Annotated in this window: 20 protein-coding genes; 2 read left to right on the top strand and 18 right to left on the bottom strand. The window is 26.6% G+C overall.

Annotated features, from left to right (window positions below):
* Nucleotides 1–44: 44 nt before the first annotated feature.
* From KGF41_RS10470 to KGF41_RS10395, 16 genes are all read right to left on the bottom strand, one after another.
* Complete coding sequence (locus KGF41_RS10470; RefSeq protein WP_227856640.1) at nucleotides 45–182, bottom strand: hypothetical protein; 138 nt, start codon at nucleotides 180–182, stop codon at nucleotides 45–47.
* Nucleotides 183–188: 6 nt separating this feature from the next.
* Nucleotides 189–2,069, bottom strand: coding sequence for a DNA primase family protein (locus KGF41_RS10465; protein ID WP_227856639.1), 1,881 nt, complete (start codon nucleotides 2,067–2,069; stop codon nucleotides 189–191).
* Between the two features lie 11 nt (nucleotides 2,070–2,080).
* A complete protein-coding gene (locus tag KGF41_RS10460) occupies nucleotides 2,081–3,814 on the bottom strand; it encodes a hypothetical protein (protein WP_227856638.1) in 1,734 nt (577 codons plus the stop codon).
* Between the two features lie 213 nt (nucleotides 3,815–4,027).
* The gene (locus KGF41_RS10455) at nucleotides 4,028–4,471 is read right to left on the bottom strand and encodes a DUF669 domain-containing protein (RefSeq protein WP_021373977.1); all 444 of its coding nucleotides are present in this window, start codon (nucleotides 4,469–4,471) and stop codon (nucleotides 4,028–4,030) included.
* A gap of 63 nt (nucleotides 4,472–4,534) precedes the next feature.
* The gene (locus KGF41_RS10450) at nucleotides 4,535–6,220 is read right to left on the bottom strand and encodes an AAA family ATPase (RefSeq protein WP_227856637.1); all 1,686 of its coding nucleotides are present in this window, start codon (nucleotides 6,218–6,220) and stop codon (nucleotides 4,535–4,537) included.
* On the bottom strand, nucleotides 6,221–6,523 hold the full coding sequence (locus KGF41_RS10445; protein WP_227856636.1) for a VRR-NUC domain-containing protein: 303 nt from the start codon (nucleotides 6,521–6,523) through the stop codon (nucleotides 6,221–6,223). It abuts the gene before it with no gap.
* Between the two features lie 8 nt (nucleotides 6,524–6,531).
* A complete protein-coding gene (locus KGF41_RS10440; protein ID WP_227856635.1) occupies nucleotides 6,532–6,966 on the bottom strand; it encodes a hypothetical protein in 435 nt (144 codons plus the stop codon).
* Between the two features lie 2 nt (nucleotides 6,967–6,968).
* Nucleotides 6,969–8,222, bottom strand: a complete 1,254-nt coding sequence (locus KGF41_RS10435; protein WP_227856634.1) for an SNF2-related protein — start codon at nucleotides 8,220–8,222, stop codon at nucleotides 6,969–6,971.
* A gap of 15 nt (nucleotides 8,223–8,237) precedes the next feature.
* The gene (locus tag KGF41_RS10430; RefSeq protein WP_227856633.1) at nucleotides 8,238–8,411 is read right to left on the bottom strand and encodes a hypothetical protein; all 174 of its coding nucleotides are present in this window, start codon (nucleotides 8,409–8,411) and stop codon (nucleotides 8,238–8,240) included.
* A gap of 23 nt (nucleotides 8,412–8,434) precedes the next feature.
* Nucleotides 8,435–9,016: a sigma-70 family RNA polymerase sigma factor gene (locus tag KGF41_RS10425; protein WP_227856632.1), complete on the bottom strand. Its 582-nt coding sequence runs from the start codon at nucleotides 9,014–9,016 to the stop codon at nucleotides 8,435–8,437.
* 52 nt (nucleotides 9,017–9,068) lie between these two features.
* Nucleotides 9,069–9,404: a hypothetical protein gene (locus KGF41_RS10420; protein ID WP_227856631.1), complete on the bottom strand. Its 336-nt coding sequence runs from the start codon at nucleotides 9,402–9,404 to the stop codon at nucleotides 9,069–9,071.
* A 76-nt stretch (nucleotides 9,405–9,480) separates the two neighbouring features.
* Complete coding sequence (locus tag KGF41_RS10415) at nucleotides 9,481–9,654, bottom strand: hypothetical protein (RefSeq protein WP_227856630.1); 174 nt, start codon at nucleotides 9,652–9,654, stop codon at nucleotides 9,481–9,483.
* Between the two features lie 105 nt (nucleotides 9,655–9,759).
* Nucleotides 9,760–9,978, bottom strand: coding sequence for a hypothetical protein (locus tag KGF41_RS10410; protein ID WP_009894510.1), 219 nt, complete (start codon nucleotides 9,976–9,978; stop codon nucleotides 9,760–9,762).
* A gap of 68 nt (nucleotides 9,979–10,046) precedes the next feature.
* Nucleotides 10,047–10,646, bottom strand: a complete 600-nt coding sequence (locus KGF41_RS10405) for a hypothetical protein (protein ID WP_227856629.1) — start codon at nucleotides 10,644–10,646, stop codon at nucleotides 10,047–10,049.
* A 56-nt stretch (nucleotides 10,647–10,702) separates the two neighbouring features.
* Entirely contained in the window at nucleotides 10,703–11,473 is a 771-nt protein-coding gene (locus KGF41_RS10400) for a BRO family protein (protein WP_227856628.1), read from the bottom strand.
* A gap of 110 nt (nucleotides 11,474–11,583) precedes the next feature.
* On the bottom strand, nucleotides 11,584–11,769 hold the full coding sequence (locus KGF41_RS10395) for a hypothetical protein (protein WP_227856627.1): 186 nt from the start codon (nucleotides 11,767–11,769) through the stop codon (nucleotides 11,584–11,586).
* Nucleotides 11,770–11,909: 140 nt separating this feature from the next.
* Between KGF41_RS10395 and KGF41_RS10390 the strand changes: the two genes are divergently transcribed.
* Nucleotides 11,910–12,281 carry a helix-turn-helix domain-containing protein gene (locus KGF41_RS10390; protein ID WP_227856626.1) on the top strand — a complete coding sequence of 124 codons (372 nt, stop codon included), beginning with the start codon at nucleotides 11,910–11,912 and terminating at the stop codon, nucleotides 12,279–12,281.
* 18 nt (nucleotides 12,282–12,299) lie between these two features.
* Here KGF41_RS10390 and KGF41_RS10385 read toward each other — a convergent pair whose 3' ends face one another.
* Nucleotides 12,300–12,455: a hypothetical protein gene (locus KGF41_RS10385; protein ID WP_227856625.1), complete on the bottom strand. Its 156-nt coding sequence runs from the start codon at nucleotides 12,453–12,455 to the stop codon at nucleotides 12,300–12,302.
* A gap of 817 nt (nucleotides 12,456–13,272) precedes the next feature.
* Here KGF41_RS10385 and KGF41_RS10380 point away from each other — a divergent pair.
* Nucleotides 13,273–13,488, top strand: coding sequence for a helix-turn-helix domain-containing protein (locus KGF41_RS10380; protein ID WP_227856624.1), 216 nt, complete (start codon nucleotides 13,273–13,275; stop codon nucleotides 13,486–13,488).
* A 48-nt stretch (nucleotides 13,489–13,536) separates the two neighbouring features.
* On the opposite strand, the gene KGF41_RS10375 is transcribed toward KGF41_RS10380, so the two are convergent.
* Entirely contained in the window at nucleotides 13,537–14,358 is an 822-nt protein-coding gene (locus tag KGF41_RS10375) for a nucleotide-binding protein (protein WP_227856623.1), read from the bottom strand.
* Nucleotides 14,359–14,377 lie beyond the last annotated feature (19 nt).

Below are 14,377 nucleotides of genomic sequence, written 5' to 3'. Positions count from 1 at the left end.
GTCAAGAACATTTGTTCAGTCCCATACTATTATATATATATTCTTTATATAAAGGGAGCAAAATCATCAACTTTTTGTGATGATTTTTTACTTAAATATATATAAAGGTCAAAAACATCTTGAACCATCTTGAACCCCATTGATATTACTGCATTACATCTTGAACCCATATCTTGAACCATCTTGAACTATCTTGAACCGTTGATGAATACTCTATACTTTTTCCCATTGATTTTTTTGTCCTTTATTTCATATCCAAACTTTTTAACAACTTGCCTTGAGAATTCTACGTTTGATATAGGTTGTAATCCATTTAAAATACAATACTCCTGATATTTCATGTATATTTCTTTTGTAGATTCATTTTCTATCTTATCAACTTCTTTAAAAAATCCTAAAATAGGATTATTGATTTCTTCATATTCAAGTATTTCTTTTTTAACCTTATCTGGTACTGTAAATTTTCTATTCTTCAATACTCTTTTTAAGCCTTCTAATCCTAGATTTATTAAATACTCTATAGCTTCTTGCTCTCTTAATTTGTACTTTATATAAGGGTCAAAATCCTTATCATTTACTGAAAAACTAGCATTAAAAGGAATAATAATTAATCTATCAAGTACTGCTCCAGTCTTATCTTTTATTCTAGGTATGTTGTTAGCTGAAAATAAAAACTTACTATAGTTGTTAAAATCAAATGGATTCTGACCTTTTCTTTCAACATTTACCCTATCACCACTTACTAGCTTTTTAAATATAGCAGGATTAGCAATAAATTCATCTCCTATATCATCTCCTATATTAGCAAGCTTTCCAAATAACTCAGCAGTTTTAAATCTATCACTTAATTCTTTTAAATCAAGTGCTGATGTATTTTCATCCCCTAATAATGTCTTTATCATATCAAGATAGGTAGATTTACCATTTGCTTTATCTCCAGTTAATATAAAAGCTTTTCTAAGCTCATTACGTCTATAAAAACAGTATCCCACTACTTCTTCAAGTAACATTCTAATTTCAAAATCTCCACATGATAATTTATTCATAGTTTTATCAACTAACTTTGAATATGCTCCTGGATTATAGTTCCAGTTAACTTTATTTGTTATAATAAATTCTGGTGAAAATTCTATAAAAGAATCATCAACTATATTATATATACCATTCTTAAAAGCGATTAAATTAGCTTCTGACATACTTGTATTCTCACTTATTAATAAATTTAAATAACTAAGTACTTCACTCCTCTTAGCCTTATTTAAATTGCTTATATTGTTAATCATTTCTGCTTCTATTCTTGCTTGACCATCTACATAAATACCATCCTTATATAAATGTAACTGGTCATTTATCTTGATTACATGATTATTATTTTTTATGTATTTAGCAAACTCATCAAATAAAAATGAACCTTTTGAATTAAAAAATATCTTCTTTTGAAAGGATTCGTCTCTCAAAATTACTTCAAGTTCATTATCTTGTAATGGAGTTTTTAAAACATATTTATTAATAACTCTTATTGTTTCTCTTATTTCCTCAATAGTAAAATCATTACTCTGTAGAGTTAATATATAATTATATAATGCTTGATTTCTTCCATCACCTTCTCCAAGACTTAAAAAATCAATTCCATTTTTTATAGGAGTTAAATACATTGGTATCTCTTGTATTTCTTTACTATCATATAAAATTTCTCTTTCAATATTGTTGAACTTCAAAATTGAATAGGAATTTTTACATCCTAATTTTATATCTGAATTTAAACCTATAGCTAGTCTACATTTTGTTCTATTCTTTTCTAAACTAGTATTTTTAAATAGAAAATGCTTACCTCGTGTTGTCTTGTAAACTCTACATTTTAGCTTTAAATCTTGTACTATTTTGTATAGAATTTCACTACTTTCAAAATCATCAATATCAACTAATATAGTTTCTTCTGCTAAAACACCTGCAAACTCTGGTAAATTCTTAATCTGTTCATAAGTTTTTAACTTTTTTACATTTTTAAATTTCTCAGCTGCCTTTTTATTATTTGTAATTATATATCCTTTAAATATGTCAAAGCTCACCAATCACCACCTCAATTACTTAATAATACCCCAAACTGCTTGAGTCTTTCATTTGCTAAATCTATATACCAAGTTTTATCTAGCTTTCTTGGTACTTTTTTACCTATAACACTTCCATTTTCTATAAAACATTTATCTGGGGTATTAGCAAATTTTTCTGGATTTTTTTCCTTATTTTTGACTTTATAAATACCACCATCATTTTTATTTTTTGAAGCAAATACTCTAAAACATTTATCATTTAAAATCTTACCACCAATAAATACTTTTTTTGTTTTTCCCTCTATAGTTGGACTATATAAACCATGTGAATATTTACTACTTATTTTTACTATCTTTTGAAACTCTATTAAATCATTACAGTTATTTATAGTTTCTTCAATAGGTGTATTGTTTACCATATAATTTTTAAGTGCTTTATTTATAATTGGTAAATCATAGTCTAGATTTCCTAAATCTTTGATATATAATCCTTTTGCTTCAACTTCTCCATCCTCTGTTATAACTAAATAATTGTTAACATCCTTTTGAAATATTTTAGTGTATACATCAAAACCTAAACCCATACCTGTCCTTTGTTCCCACTCATAACATATATCATCTATTAATTCGTAATCATCTATTGTATTTAACTTTACAATTAATCCATCTGTATTGCTCTGAATAAGTTTACAATAACCTTCTAACTTCTCTATTAAATCAAGTAATAACAGCTGTCCACTAACACATACATTATTAGCCTGTCTTGGGTCATATAAATTATTGTTTTTATCTTTCATTCCTCCATAAGTTTTATTAACTGCCAATTTGTAGGCTGGTCTTAGAGGTGATTTTTCTTTTTTTAACTGTAAGTTTTTGTCATAAATTTCAACATACTTTTGAGGATTTTTTATATTTCTTGAGTGGTAATTGTATCTAATCATAAGACTTGGATAGAAGGAATTAACATCCACATGTAAAAAATAACCTTCACCATAGTATTTTGTTATTGCTCCATGAACACCACCCCAAGCGAATACATGAGGTACATTAGAAATATTAATTTTTAGATTTTTAGAATAGTCATGGTTTAGTGGGTTCTTATACCAGCTTAAAACTTCCTTATATTTCTCAATTTTTAGAGTATCTGGTATTTGTAAGTCAAATTCATCATCATGTTCTTTCTTTGTAGCTTCTAATATAATTGCTGTTAGTTGTGTTTGAGTTTTACCAATATATGATACTGGAAGTTTAAAAGCTTTAATTAATCCCATATGTGCTTCAAATTCTGATTTTCTTTCAATAAAAACATCTATAGTTTGTTCAACATCATATCTACAGTATTTTACAGTTTCTTCTATTTCATCATTAGTTAATGGTCTATCAATATTAAACGATACATTAGATTCTTTTATACTATGCCCTTGAAAACCTTCTAATTGTTTTAATCCATGAAAACTAGTCATAACATCATAGTTATTAATTTGTATGTTTCTTAATAAGTTTGAAAACTTCCAACCAGGTTGACCTTTAACAATAATATAATCATTTATTTCTTTTGCATTAAATCCACATAATAATCCTTTAAAAATATATTGGTCATAATGTCTACTGTTGTAACCAATAAAAATATCTTCTCTATGCTCTATATAAAATGAATTTAACTTATTTATATCATTTACAATAACTTCTTCTTTTTTATTTAAAACATCTATAAATACAACTAACCAGTCATAAGAGAATACTTCAAAATCATAAAAAATCATTTAGAACACCCCTCTCGCTTTTGCTGCACATTTTCTACTACAATATATGACTTTAGAGTTATCTAACTTGTAAAATCTTTTTCCACACCAAACACATCTTACAATTTTACCTGGGCTTATAAGTTCCATTTTTTCTTTTTACTCTCATATTAATTACCTACCTTTTTAATATTACAGCTAGATGCATGTATACACCTAGCTGTAATAAAATTTCTAAGCTACTTCAAATATGTCTTTTATTGTAAAGGTATTAAAACCTTTCTTCTCACCATATTCAATAGCAAATTCAAGTTCTCCATCTATTTCCTCAGCTATATCCATTATGAGTTGTGCATATTGGCTGTATGATTCAAATTCAACTTCAATATCAGTTTCTAAACTTCTTAAAAATTCATTTACTATATGAATTTGAAAACCTTGCTTAACTACTTGATTCATGAATATTAATGAATCTTTATACTCTCCTTCTAGTATTTTAAACCAACATACAAACATTGGGTCACCTTTTTTAGACTCGCTTAACTCCATTTTATTTATTTCTACTTCATAAGTGCCATGTGGCACATCCTTAAATTTACCACTATTTTCAGATGCTTCTTTTATATCTTCTTTCAATCCTTTTACATCTATTGCTTTATCAAATTTACTAAAATCCATATCACATACCATCCTTTTCTTTTAAATTTTTAATTAATAATCTTTCTTATATAATCACTTAAACTAACTTCTCTTTTTTCTAGTTTTCTTGACTGGTTTAATTGCTTCTTCTTGTTCAATTACTTCTTCCTCTGTTTGTTCTTTTTCAGTTTTCTCACTTGTTTCTTCTACTATAGGAGTCATTTCTACTTCTTCATTAGCTTTAGATTTTTTAGGTTTACTTGATTTCTTTATTTCCTTTTTCTCTATACTAATATCCTCATATACTTTCATTAATTCATTATAATCAAGTGGAATTTCATTAGATTTTACTTTTAATCTACCTCCACCAAATATAACTTCGTTAGTCTTAAAAGATAAGGTTCTTACTTCTCCATCAGCCACTACTCTTGCGACTATATCAACCATGCCTGCTATTTTATTTGCTGCTTTTTCCTGTAAGTTTGGTTTAATTGATGTTACTTTATCTCCACCCTTTTTAGTTATATCTTTTGATGTGTCCTCATGACTTATTAGAATTATATTTTTATAATCAAGATTCATAAGACATTTTATAGTACTTAAAAACTCTGTTCTAACCTTATCCCATGCTCTAAAACTATCATCTGATTCATGAGTTATTCCCATCTTGTCATACATGTAAAGTCGACAAGCTTCATATGTATCTTCAAGTAAGTCAACAATTATTGTTTCAAAATCATTTTCTTTTTTCTCTAATTCTTTTATAGCTTCTTTAAATACATCCCATGCTAGTTGTCTCTTTGTCATTCTTCCTTCAACTGTTACAATATCTTTTATAGAAATGTATGGAGCATCAACAAACTTTATATTTCCATCTGTATTAAGCATTAAAGGCTTTTCAAAGTCATTTGCTAATGTAGTTTTCCCACTAAATGGTGAACCATAAATCCATAAAGTTTTTTTATCAATTCCTTCTACACTTCTTCTTTCACTCTTTGGTAATAACATATAATCAATCCCCTTTTCACAGTAGTCCTGGTAATCACACCAGTTACATAATTTATTTTGATTTTTTTCAAATTCCTTGTTTTCAAGACATCTTTTTATGTCTACAAGGAAATTAATAACTTTATTTGGGTCGTACTCAACCTTTACTATTTTTATTTCAGACTTTTCAAGCTCATTAAGTAACCTCTGTCTAAATTGATGCAAGTTTTCTGTTTTTTTCTGTCTAATCTGGATTTTAGGTACAAATACATAGTATAAATCTTTTATCTCATGGTTTGGATGTTGCTTTTCATAAAAATACTTATATAGATGAAGTTGCTCACTTTCTAAATATCTATCTATGTTGTTTGAATATTTAAAGTCATAAATATCAAATACTCTTTCTTCATCTTCATAATATATGGTTGTTTCATTTGTATTTAAGTTTGTATCAGTCATATATACATGTGGTGCTAACAAATCTATAAACCCTATAAAATCACTAGTTGTTATTTGAACCTCATTAAAGCCTTTTGGTAAAATTTCTTTTACTTTTGGTATTAAATAATCTAACTTCATAACTTCATTAATGTGTAAATCTGTTATACTTGGATAACTGAAATAATATTCTTTTACTGCTGCATCAACATCTTTTTCAATACCAGTATGAAGTGACGTTCCTAATATTAAAGCATTGTTAGCATCTGCATTTAATATTGTTTTAACCTTATCAATATACTGTAGCTTATACTTATATGGACAACTCTTAAATACTCCTATCCTACTATGTGAGAACTGCATTTACTCACCTGCTTTCTTTATTTCTAAAATCATCTTTTTAAATCTATCAAAGTCTTTAGGATATAGAATAATTCCTATTCCACCTGCCTTTTCAATTTCTTTAATATTATACTTTTGTAATTCGCTTGCTTTTCCTTTTTCAGCCTTGACTTCAATGCCTATAAATTTACCACTGCAACAAACTAATAAATCTGGTATACCACTTTTTGTATATGCTGAACCTCCCCAATATTTAATAAACCAACAACCTTGTTCTTTTAAAAACTTCTTAACTTTATTTTCAAACTGCTTTTCTGCCCCCATATAACCACCTACTTTAAAGATATTTTTATATATGCCTTTTTATTTGATACCTTAGAACAGTCTGAATAAATTTCTGGATATTTTTCTTTAAGTTTCTTACTATCAATAGTAGTTGTGGTACTTGCTTCAATATATGTCATTTTTAAAATGTCATTATCAAATGATTTTATATTATAGAGTTCCATTGATTTTTTTAACTGTTCTTTCATTTTCTTTTCTTCTACCTCAAGATTTTTCTTTTGTTCACATATATTAAATATATTTTTAAATAAAACATAGTTATTATCTCTAAATTCCTCTAACCCTGCATCATCTACAATAATTTTCTTCCCACATGTACTACATTCTAAACTGCATATATTACTACAAGTCTCATTATCTCCACACTCACTACAACAAATATTTTCACCTTTAAAATCACAAATTTCATCACACTTAATCATTTTTACTCTCCTCTCTCAAATAATTTATTTGTATAGTCAATACCACTTTGTAAACTTTTATATATATTTTCTTCAACACTATTTCTACAAATCATATAATAATAAAAACATGTGTTTTCTTGACCTATTCTATGAACTCTCTTTTTACTTTGCATAAACAATTCACAAGATAAAGTAAGACTAAAATATATAATCTTATTGCACTTTTGAAGATTTAAACCCATAGCTCCTGCTTGATATTGTACAAATGTAATTGAGTTATTATATTCCTCATAATTGCTTAAATCTTTTATAGAACCATTTACTATTGATATTGGTCTATCTCTTGATAATTCTATTAATCTGTCTAACTCTTCGTTAAAATTGTAAAATACTATTAGTCTATCACTTGTTGAGTTTATTAAATCTTCAAAAGCTTCTAGCTTAAATTTATTGTATTGACTACATAATTGCCTTTCATATAACATTTTAGTTAGTGTAGTATCTCCAACAAGTTCAATATCTTCTGAGATACTTATAATTGAATCTTTTTTAAACTTCCTATACTCTCTTGTAGTGCTAATTTTCATTACATTATCTATCTGTTTTGGTAAGTCAAACACTTCATCTGACATCATAAATACTGCTCCATAATCTCTTAACTTCTTTTTTAATCTTTCAATATTTTTATAGCCTGTCACAACCTTCATTGGAAAACCACCAATATCTTTATACTCAACATCAATATATTGCTTCCAATATAAATCTTTTGATATATTCCACCCTAGTAGTTTAATTTGAGAATATAGTTGCTCATATTTTCCACTACATGGAGTACCAGAAAGTAGTATCACATTTTTAGGGTTTAAACTTAGTACAAACTTACTTCTTTTAGCTTTTTCATTTTGAATCATTGATGATTCATCTAACATTAGAGTAAAATCTTTTAAATCTAATAATTCTTTTCTTCTAAAAGCCAATTCATAATTAATTACTACTATAAATGGAATTTCAACAAACTTAAAATACTCTATACCTTCACTAAGTTTCTTTGTTCCATTGATTATACCTATATCTGGATAATACGTTTTAAAGTGCTGTATCCAATCATCAATCTTTGATTTCTGACAGATTAATAAATTTGTATTACTTCCTAAATTTATTAACTTCTCACTTCCTACGAATGTCTTCCCAAGCCCCATGTCAAGGTAGTATGCACATTTATTGTTATATTTAGTTAGCTTTAAAGCTTCCTCTTGATGCTTATATAGTTGCAACTTATACCACCTTCTTTATTCCTGGTCTGACAAATCTTCTGTTTTTAACTTTCTACTACGTCTACTTTTATATTCTTGCTCTGCTTTTATCTCTGTCATTGATTCTTCACCAAAGATATTAAATATAGTTCTAATTGAGTCAATTATTTCACTTGCTTCGCCTTTGATTTTTATATTAACTTCAACCATTTTAAATCTCTCCTTTTTATGTTTTATAAATAGATATTATCTAAGCATAATTCTTTTAAATTTTCTGTAGCATCACATAAATTATCTTCTACCATTTTTCTTTTACATTTTGATAGTTTAGATATTTTTGTAACATCAAAACCTTTTGCATATAATCTCATTACCTTTTGCTGTGTTTCTGGTAAATAATTAATATAATTAATCACTTTCTTTGAAATATCCATGCTTATTACTTCTTCCTCTATTAAGGTATTGTTAGATAATACTTCATAATGTTTTGGCTCTATAGAAAGTGCTTTATTTATAAATTGATGTTTTATCCTTTTTTGTTGAATAACAAATTTAAGCATTTCATTCTTAATACATTTGATTAAAAATGCCTTAGGGTACTTCATACCTTTTAATCTAAAACTTTTTGCACCCTTATATAATCCAATATATCCAGATTGAATTAAGTCATCTTTGTCTATATTAGAGTTAGTTTTTAATAATATATTAGCTGTTATCTTTACTTCTTTGTCAAACTCTCTTAGTAGTGCTTCAAACGATAATTCATTTCCATTTTTAGATTCTAGTGCTAGTTTAATTATTTCTTGATTATCCATAAAATTATATCCCCTTTTCAAATCTTGTTATAGCTACTAAGAATTAACTATTTTAATTATCTCTAGATATTACTGATACAAAGCATACAGGACTAATTTTTATATGTTCTGATATATCAACTTTATTAATTTGATTGTCATTCACTTCAAAGAAAGTTGACATTACTTTATCTTTTATTAAGTTTTCTCTTTTAAAATCCATTACTATAGCTTTTGCATTTTCTTCAATTGAGTTATACTCTGTAATATTTAGTCTCTTCAGTATATCTAGTAAGTTATCTTTTTCATAAGCTAAATTTTCTTCAATACTCTTTTTTCTTTCCTTTAAGTCTAAAATCAAACTTATACTCTCTTCTAATTTATCTTTTGTGACTTCATCTAATGACATATACTACACCCCCTATTTATATTTCAAAATCTTTTTTAGCTAAATTTATAGTTTTTATGTTATAATTTTATTAACTTTATTTTTTTGTGTGTTGGTTACTTTGACCAGCACTTTTTTTGTTTAATATTCCAACTGATATTTTCTTACCAGTTTCAATATCCTTAAATACTATATCTGCTAAAAACTTACCATCTTTTTTAAGTGTTACTATGTTCTTATTGTTAATATTAAGGCTCAGCAATTTTATCACCTTCTTTCAAACATACTATCGCCTATTTATTCCTAGTTGTTTAAAAATAGTTGTCCAATTTTCTTCTTTGAGAAAGTGCTAAACCTTAGCAACTTCTCTATTTTTTTAACTTTCTACTGTCTCAGCTTTCTTCATTGCTATATTAATAGCTACTTCTTTAGCTACTTCATCAAACTCTTTCCATCTTCTTCTGTTCTCTTCATCAGATATACGTGGATATACTATATAAACTTCTGTGTTTTGATTAGCTATAATTTTTTCATCATATTCTATGTTTTTTTCTTCATCATATTTGTATGGTTTAAATTGTTGTAGTATTTTCATAACATCACCCCTTGTTATAAAATATGAGCTCATAAACTTGTCTTATACTTATTTAATTATTGCAATTTTTACTCTTCATGTACTTCATAAAATAGTGTGTCTAACATATATAGCAGAGGACTATTTTTATTTATAAGTAGTTCTTCTTCATCTTTAATGTAGAATTTTATTAAATCTTCATCTATACAATAAGTTATATAATTATCTTCACCTATGCACATACCAACTTCTTTTTCTATCTTATTTTGGTCTGCTATTTTTATATCTGCTATTGTATCAAGTGTATCTACTATTTTATAAAATATCCTTTCTCTATCACTCAATTCGTTACTTTCTTCCTCTTCTTCTACATGGATAAGATATTTTATTAGTTCATCTTCTTCTATATCACCAAAGAACTTTAACATAAACTCAAAAGTAAAATCATCAAAGAGTTTTTCATCCATTTCTAAGTGTTCAAAATTCATTTTTTTATAATTCAAAGTTACACTTATTGCAATTTTATCTAAAATATCTTTATCTATTTCTAAAATCTCACAATCATTAGCTATTTTAGTGTTAATGGTATTCATAGAGTTTTTAAAATCATTTATCATTTCTAATTCATTAAATGTTAAATCCATACCGCTTTCTGCTCCAACACTTACTATTCTGTTATTTTCTTTCATTTTCTTATTCCTCCTTAAATTTAAGTTTCTAAAGTTGTACTTAGCAACTTCTGAATTTAGTTTTCAAAACTTTTTAGTGCTTTTTCTAGAACTGGTATTACATTTTCATAATATCTAAAATTAGGTACTTGTTTATCTGAATACTTAGCCTTATCCCATACCTTAATTCCATACTCATCTGTTTTTAGATTATAAGCATTTGCTAATCCTCCAACTTTATTAGCTGAAATTCCTAACATCTTACCTATCTCTGTAGCTGAGTAAGTTTTTCTTTCCATTTTAGGAAGTGGGATTAATGTTTCTCCAGAAATAAGCTCAGTAGTCTTTGAGTACATTACTTGAGCAAATTCAGGTATACCAGCTTGTGACATTTTGTCAGCTAACTCTAAATATATTTTTGCTTCTCTCGCTCTTGCATTTTTTAATCTTGCTTGAGCATTCATGTATTTTATTTCTGAGTCATCTTTACTACATTCAGATTTTTTACTACTGTATACACCTGTCTTTCTTATTGATGGTAGAACTTCATCTGTAACCCAATCTTGAAATCTCTCTGCTTCTTCTTTTCTTGATTTAAATATTAATTTATATACTCCACTTTCAGTAAGAAAATTCTCTCCTGTATTATGTAATTTTCTAAACTGCATATTATGCATTTTAGAATTAGTCAACTTAACTACCTGATTATCATTAAATTTTCTAATACTGCTGTTAACATCTGAAATCTCTAAACATTCTGCTACATGCTTAGGATTAAATAAAATTTTCCCTTCAAATTCAAATACTTCAACTTCTTTCCCTTCAAATATCATTAAGTTATTACTCATAATTTCTACCTCCCTAGTTTTTTATTTTGGTATTGAACAAACTGATACCTAGTAAACCTATTTTAGTCATCTTTCGCCACTTGTAGAGAAAATCCCATTTCAGCTTTGTATCAACTATTCATAGTTGCTTTTTCTAAAAGCTCATTTGATACTTTCATACCATCAGCCATTGCAGAGATATAATCTTGTTGTTCTAAATTTAATTTTTTAAACAAAAGAGTCATTTGAATAAGCTTTCTATCATCATCATCTAAATTCAAATTAGTTAAATGATGATTAGTTTTTTGTGTTTTCATTTTAGCACCTCCTTGCTTGTTACAATCATTGTATCTCTTTTCAAATATTGTGTCAAGCATTTTTAAAAATAAATTTGCTTGTTGCAAACATTCAGTATTAATGTTATTATCTTATTAAAGAAAAGAGGTGATATATAAACATGGAGGAAAAAGAAAAAATAGGAAGATTAATCGAATTACGAAAAACTTTAGGACATACACAGGAAGAAGTAGCTAAATCAATAAAAATAAGTCGCTCAAATTATGGAAATATTGAAACTGGCAAGGTAAAGCCTACAGAGCGTGTTATATCTGATATTTGTGATTTATATAATGTTAATAAAGAATGGTTAGAAACTGGTAAAGGAGAAATGTTTATAGAGTTCTCTGAAAATGAAAAAGTACTAAAAATAGCAACTGACATTATAAATGAAGATGATAAGTTTATGAAAAATATATTATTTACTTTTAGTAAATTAAGTGATGAGCAAAAAGAATTTCTTATAAACTTAATGAAAAATATGACACAATAAAACCACCCAAAAGGGTGGCTATTTTTTTATGTTTGGCTTTAAATTTGTTGCAACTATATTTATGTACTTTAAATGTTCTATATCTAATGCGTCCCTAAATTTTAAAATTTGATTTATTCCTATGTTTGCTAGCTTTTCTGCATCATCAATTAATTTTTTTCTTTCTTCATCCATTGCTACATTCCTCCAACTCATAAATATTTTATATTACCCCTAATATTATAAATAATTATTTAAATACACCTAATATTAAGCACCACCAGTCTTTTTATTTTTACTTATACTATATATTATTTCCTTATTTGTATAAATTTAGTACATTATTTATATTTTCACTTGAACCATCCCCCTATATATCGGTATATATTAACTCTTTACTATCTTACCTTCTTTAATCCCCTTTAATACTTTTATATCTCCTATTTTCGTCCAAAATTAGTAAATATTAAGATCTACAGAACTTACGTTCGTAGAAATAGGTATGAAAATCCTCTAATTTACAACTCTAGTAAATTTATTTTAAAAAATATATTTTCACTAATTTTCTAAGAATTACTTTGTAAATCTATTATATAGACTTCCAAAAATTCCTGCAACCCACAAAAAAACTATATCTTTACTAACTTTAGTTTTAATTTTAAAACTATCCACATTATCCACAATTTCAAACTATCATTTAGCATAATCTACTTATAACTAAAACACTTTATCTATAAACTAGCATCATTTACATAAATTTTTTAGAATTAATCCATATATATTTTACTTTTCAATTTTATTTTTGATTTTTTTCTTACAATTTTTTACATTATTTTTACATTGTTCTTACAAATTATTTGGTCGGTATTTATAGACCTTCAAAATAAATTTTCTTAATATTCTTAACTACATTCTACCACAAATTTCCATAAAAAAATGTTGCTATTAACCGCATTGTTTTTTTCTATATGTAAAAAATAGATTATCTATGATAATTTAGGAGGAAGCATATATGTTAAAAGATTTAAGGATTTTAAGAGGTTTAACACAAAAAGAATTAGCGAATAGAACTAATTACAGCAGAGAGTATATATCAGATTTAGAAAGAAATAAATATAAAAATATTACTATACCGACTATAGTTGATTTATCAATTGGATTAGAAATTAGTCCAATATTATTAGCTTGTCATTTTATAGATGAAGAGTTGAAAAAAAGAGATAAATAATATATAAACACTAAAAATAAAATAGAGTAGTAATCAAACCACTCTATTTTATTTAAAAAGTAAACTTAAGTCTATCTCATATCCAGATGCTTGCATTTCCTTTAGAAGCTTACGTTCCCATGCACCTTCCGAATCCATTGCAACATATACTACTCCTGATATATCATTTGGAGTTTCTATATTATCTTTAACTAATGCACATACATTACTTCTACCTATTTTCCCCATTAAAAAACCATGTTCAAAGACTACATTTTGTCTAGCTCTTGCTTTTAAATTGCCTTCTTTTCCACCTACATCACAAGGAGTATACAAAACTATAGCAAATCCGACATTTGTATTTTCTTCTATCTTCTCAATTATAGTTTTTCCTTTATTAGCTTGTTCATGAAGAATTATTGCTTCAAATCCTATTTTCTCTATAAACCTTGCAACTTCTATTTTAGCTAAATTATCATGACCATGAACTATAAAGACTTTTGTCTTATCCAGGCTTAATATTGGTTTGTTTTTATGTGTATACTCTTTCGCTTCAGCTATAATTGTTGCAGCTACATCCTTAGTTCCTGGATAAGCCTCTATAAAATCTTCTACATCTATAATACTTTTGCCAAATTCATCATCTAAACTATAATCATTTATAATTTCTTCTGATGTTTTATCAGTTATCTTAATAATTATGTCGTTAATTTTAGTTGATGATATTTTACATCCTTTTAGGATAATTTCATCATCTTCCACAAATGGTTGCACTATATTTCTTAGTAATATTTCTTTTGAATCAATATCAACTTCATATAAGTTTATATGCTCGTCTTGCATCACACTTTTAAATTTCTTATTAATTCTAATAAAAACATGATAATACATATCTTTCCCCCTATTTCCT

It is taken from the genome of Clostridioides sp. ZZV14-6150, from assembly GCF_020657875.1.
GTDB lineage: Bacteria > Bacillota > Clostridia > Peptostreptococcales > Peptostreptococcaceae > Clostridioides.
Note: the sequence above shows the minus strand (reverse complement) of the source record. Positions and strands in the feature narration are given on the sequence as shown.

Excerpts from the sequence above, each read along its gene's own strand:
- KGF41_RS10390 (WP_227856626.1), top strand. The coding sequence starts at position 11,910 with ATGGAGGAAAAAGAAAAAATAGGAAGATTAATCGAATTACGAAAAACT.
- KGF41_RS10385 (WP_227856625.1), bottom strand. The coding sequence starts at position 12,455 with ATGGATGAAGAAAGAAAAAAATTAATTGATGATGCAGAAAAGCTAGCA.
- KGF41_RS10375 (WP_227856623.1), bottom strand. The coding sequence starts at position 14,358 with ATGTATTATCATGTTTTTATTAGAATTAATAAGAAATTTAAAAGTGTG.
- KGF41_RS10400 (WP_227856628.1), bottom strand. The coding sequence starts at position 11,473 with ATGAGTAATAACTTAATGATATTTGAAGGGAAAGAAGTTGAAGTATTT.
- KGF41_RS10440 (WP_227856635.1), bottom strand. The coding sequence starts at position 6,966 with ATGATTAAGTGTGATGAAATTTGTGATTTTAAAGGTGAAAATATTTGT.
- KGF41_RS10395 (WP_227856627.1), bottom strand. The coding sequence starts at position 11,769 with ATGAAAACACAAAAAACTAATCATCATTTAACTAATTTGAATTTAGAT.
- KGF41_RS10410 (WP_009894510.1), bottom strand. The coding sequence starts at position 9,978 with ATGAAAATACTACAACAATTTAAACCATACAAATATGATGAAGAAAAA.
- KGF41_RS10470 (WP_227856640.1), bottom strand. The coding sequence starts at position 182 with ATGGTTCAAGATATGGGTTCAAGATGTAATGCAGTAATATCAATGGGG.
- KGF41_RS10380 (WP_227856624.1), top strand. The coding sequence starts at position 13,273 with ATGTTAAAAGATTTAAGGATTTTAAGAGGTTTAACACAAAAAGAATTA.
- KGF41_RS10430 (WP_227856633.1), bottom strand. The coding sequence starts at position 8,411 with ATGGTTGAAGTTAATATAAAAATCAAAGGCGAAGCAAGTGAAATAATT.
- KGF41_RS10455 (WP_021373977.1), bottom strand. The coding sequence starts at position 4,471 with ATGGATTTTAGTAAATTTGATAAAGCAATAGATGTAAAAGGATTGAAA.
- KGF41_RS10460 (WP_227856638.1), bottom strand. The coding sequence starts at position 3,814 with ATGATTTTTTATGATTTTGAAGTATTCTCTTATGACTGGTTAGTTGTA.
- KGF41_RS10405 (WP_227856629.1), bottom strand. The coding sequence starts at position 10,646 with ATGAAAGAAAATAACAGAATAGTAAGTGTTGGAGCAGAAAGCGGTATG.
- KGF41_RS10450 (WP_227856637.1), bottom strand. The coding sequence starts at position 6,220 with ATGCAGTTCTCACATAGTAGGATAGGAGTATTTAAGAGTTGTCCATAT.
- KGF41_RS10425 (WP_227856632.1), bottom strand. The coding sequence starts at position 9,016 with ATGGATAATCAAGAAATAATTAAACTAGCACTAGAATCTAAAAATGGA.
- KGF41_RS10420 (WP_227856631.1), bottom strand. The coding sequence starts at position 9,404 with ATGTCATTAGATGAAGTCACAAAAGATAAATTAGAAGAGAGTATAAGT.
- KGF41_RS10445 (WP_227856636.1), bottom strand. The coding sequence starts at position 6,523 with ATGGGGGCAGAAAAGCAGTTTGAAAATAAAGTTAAGAAGTTTTTAAAA.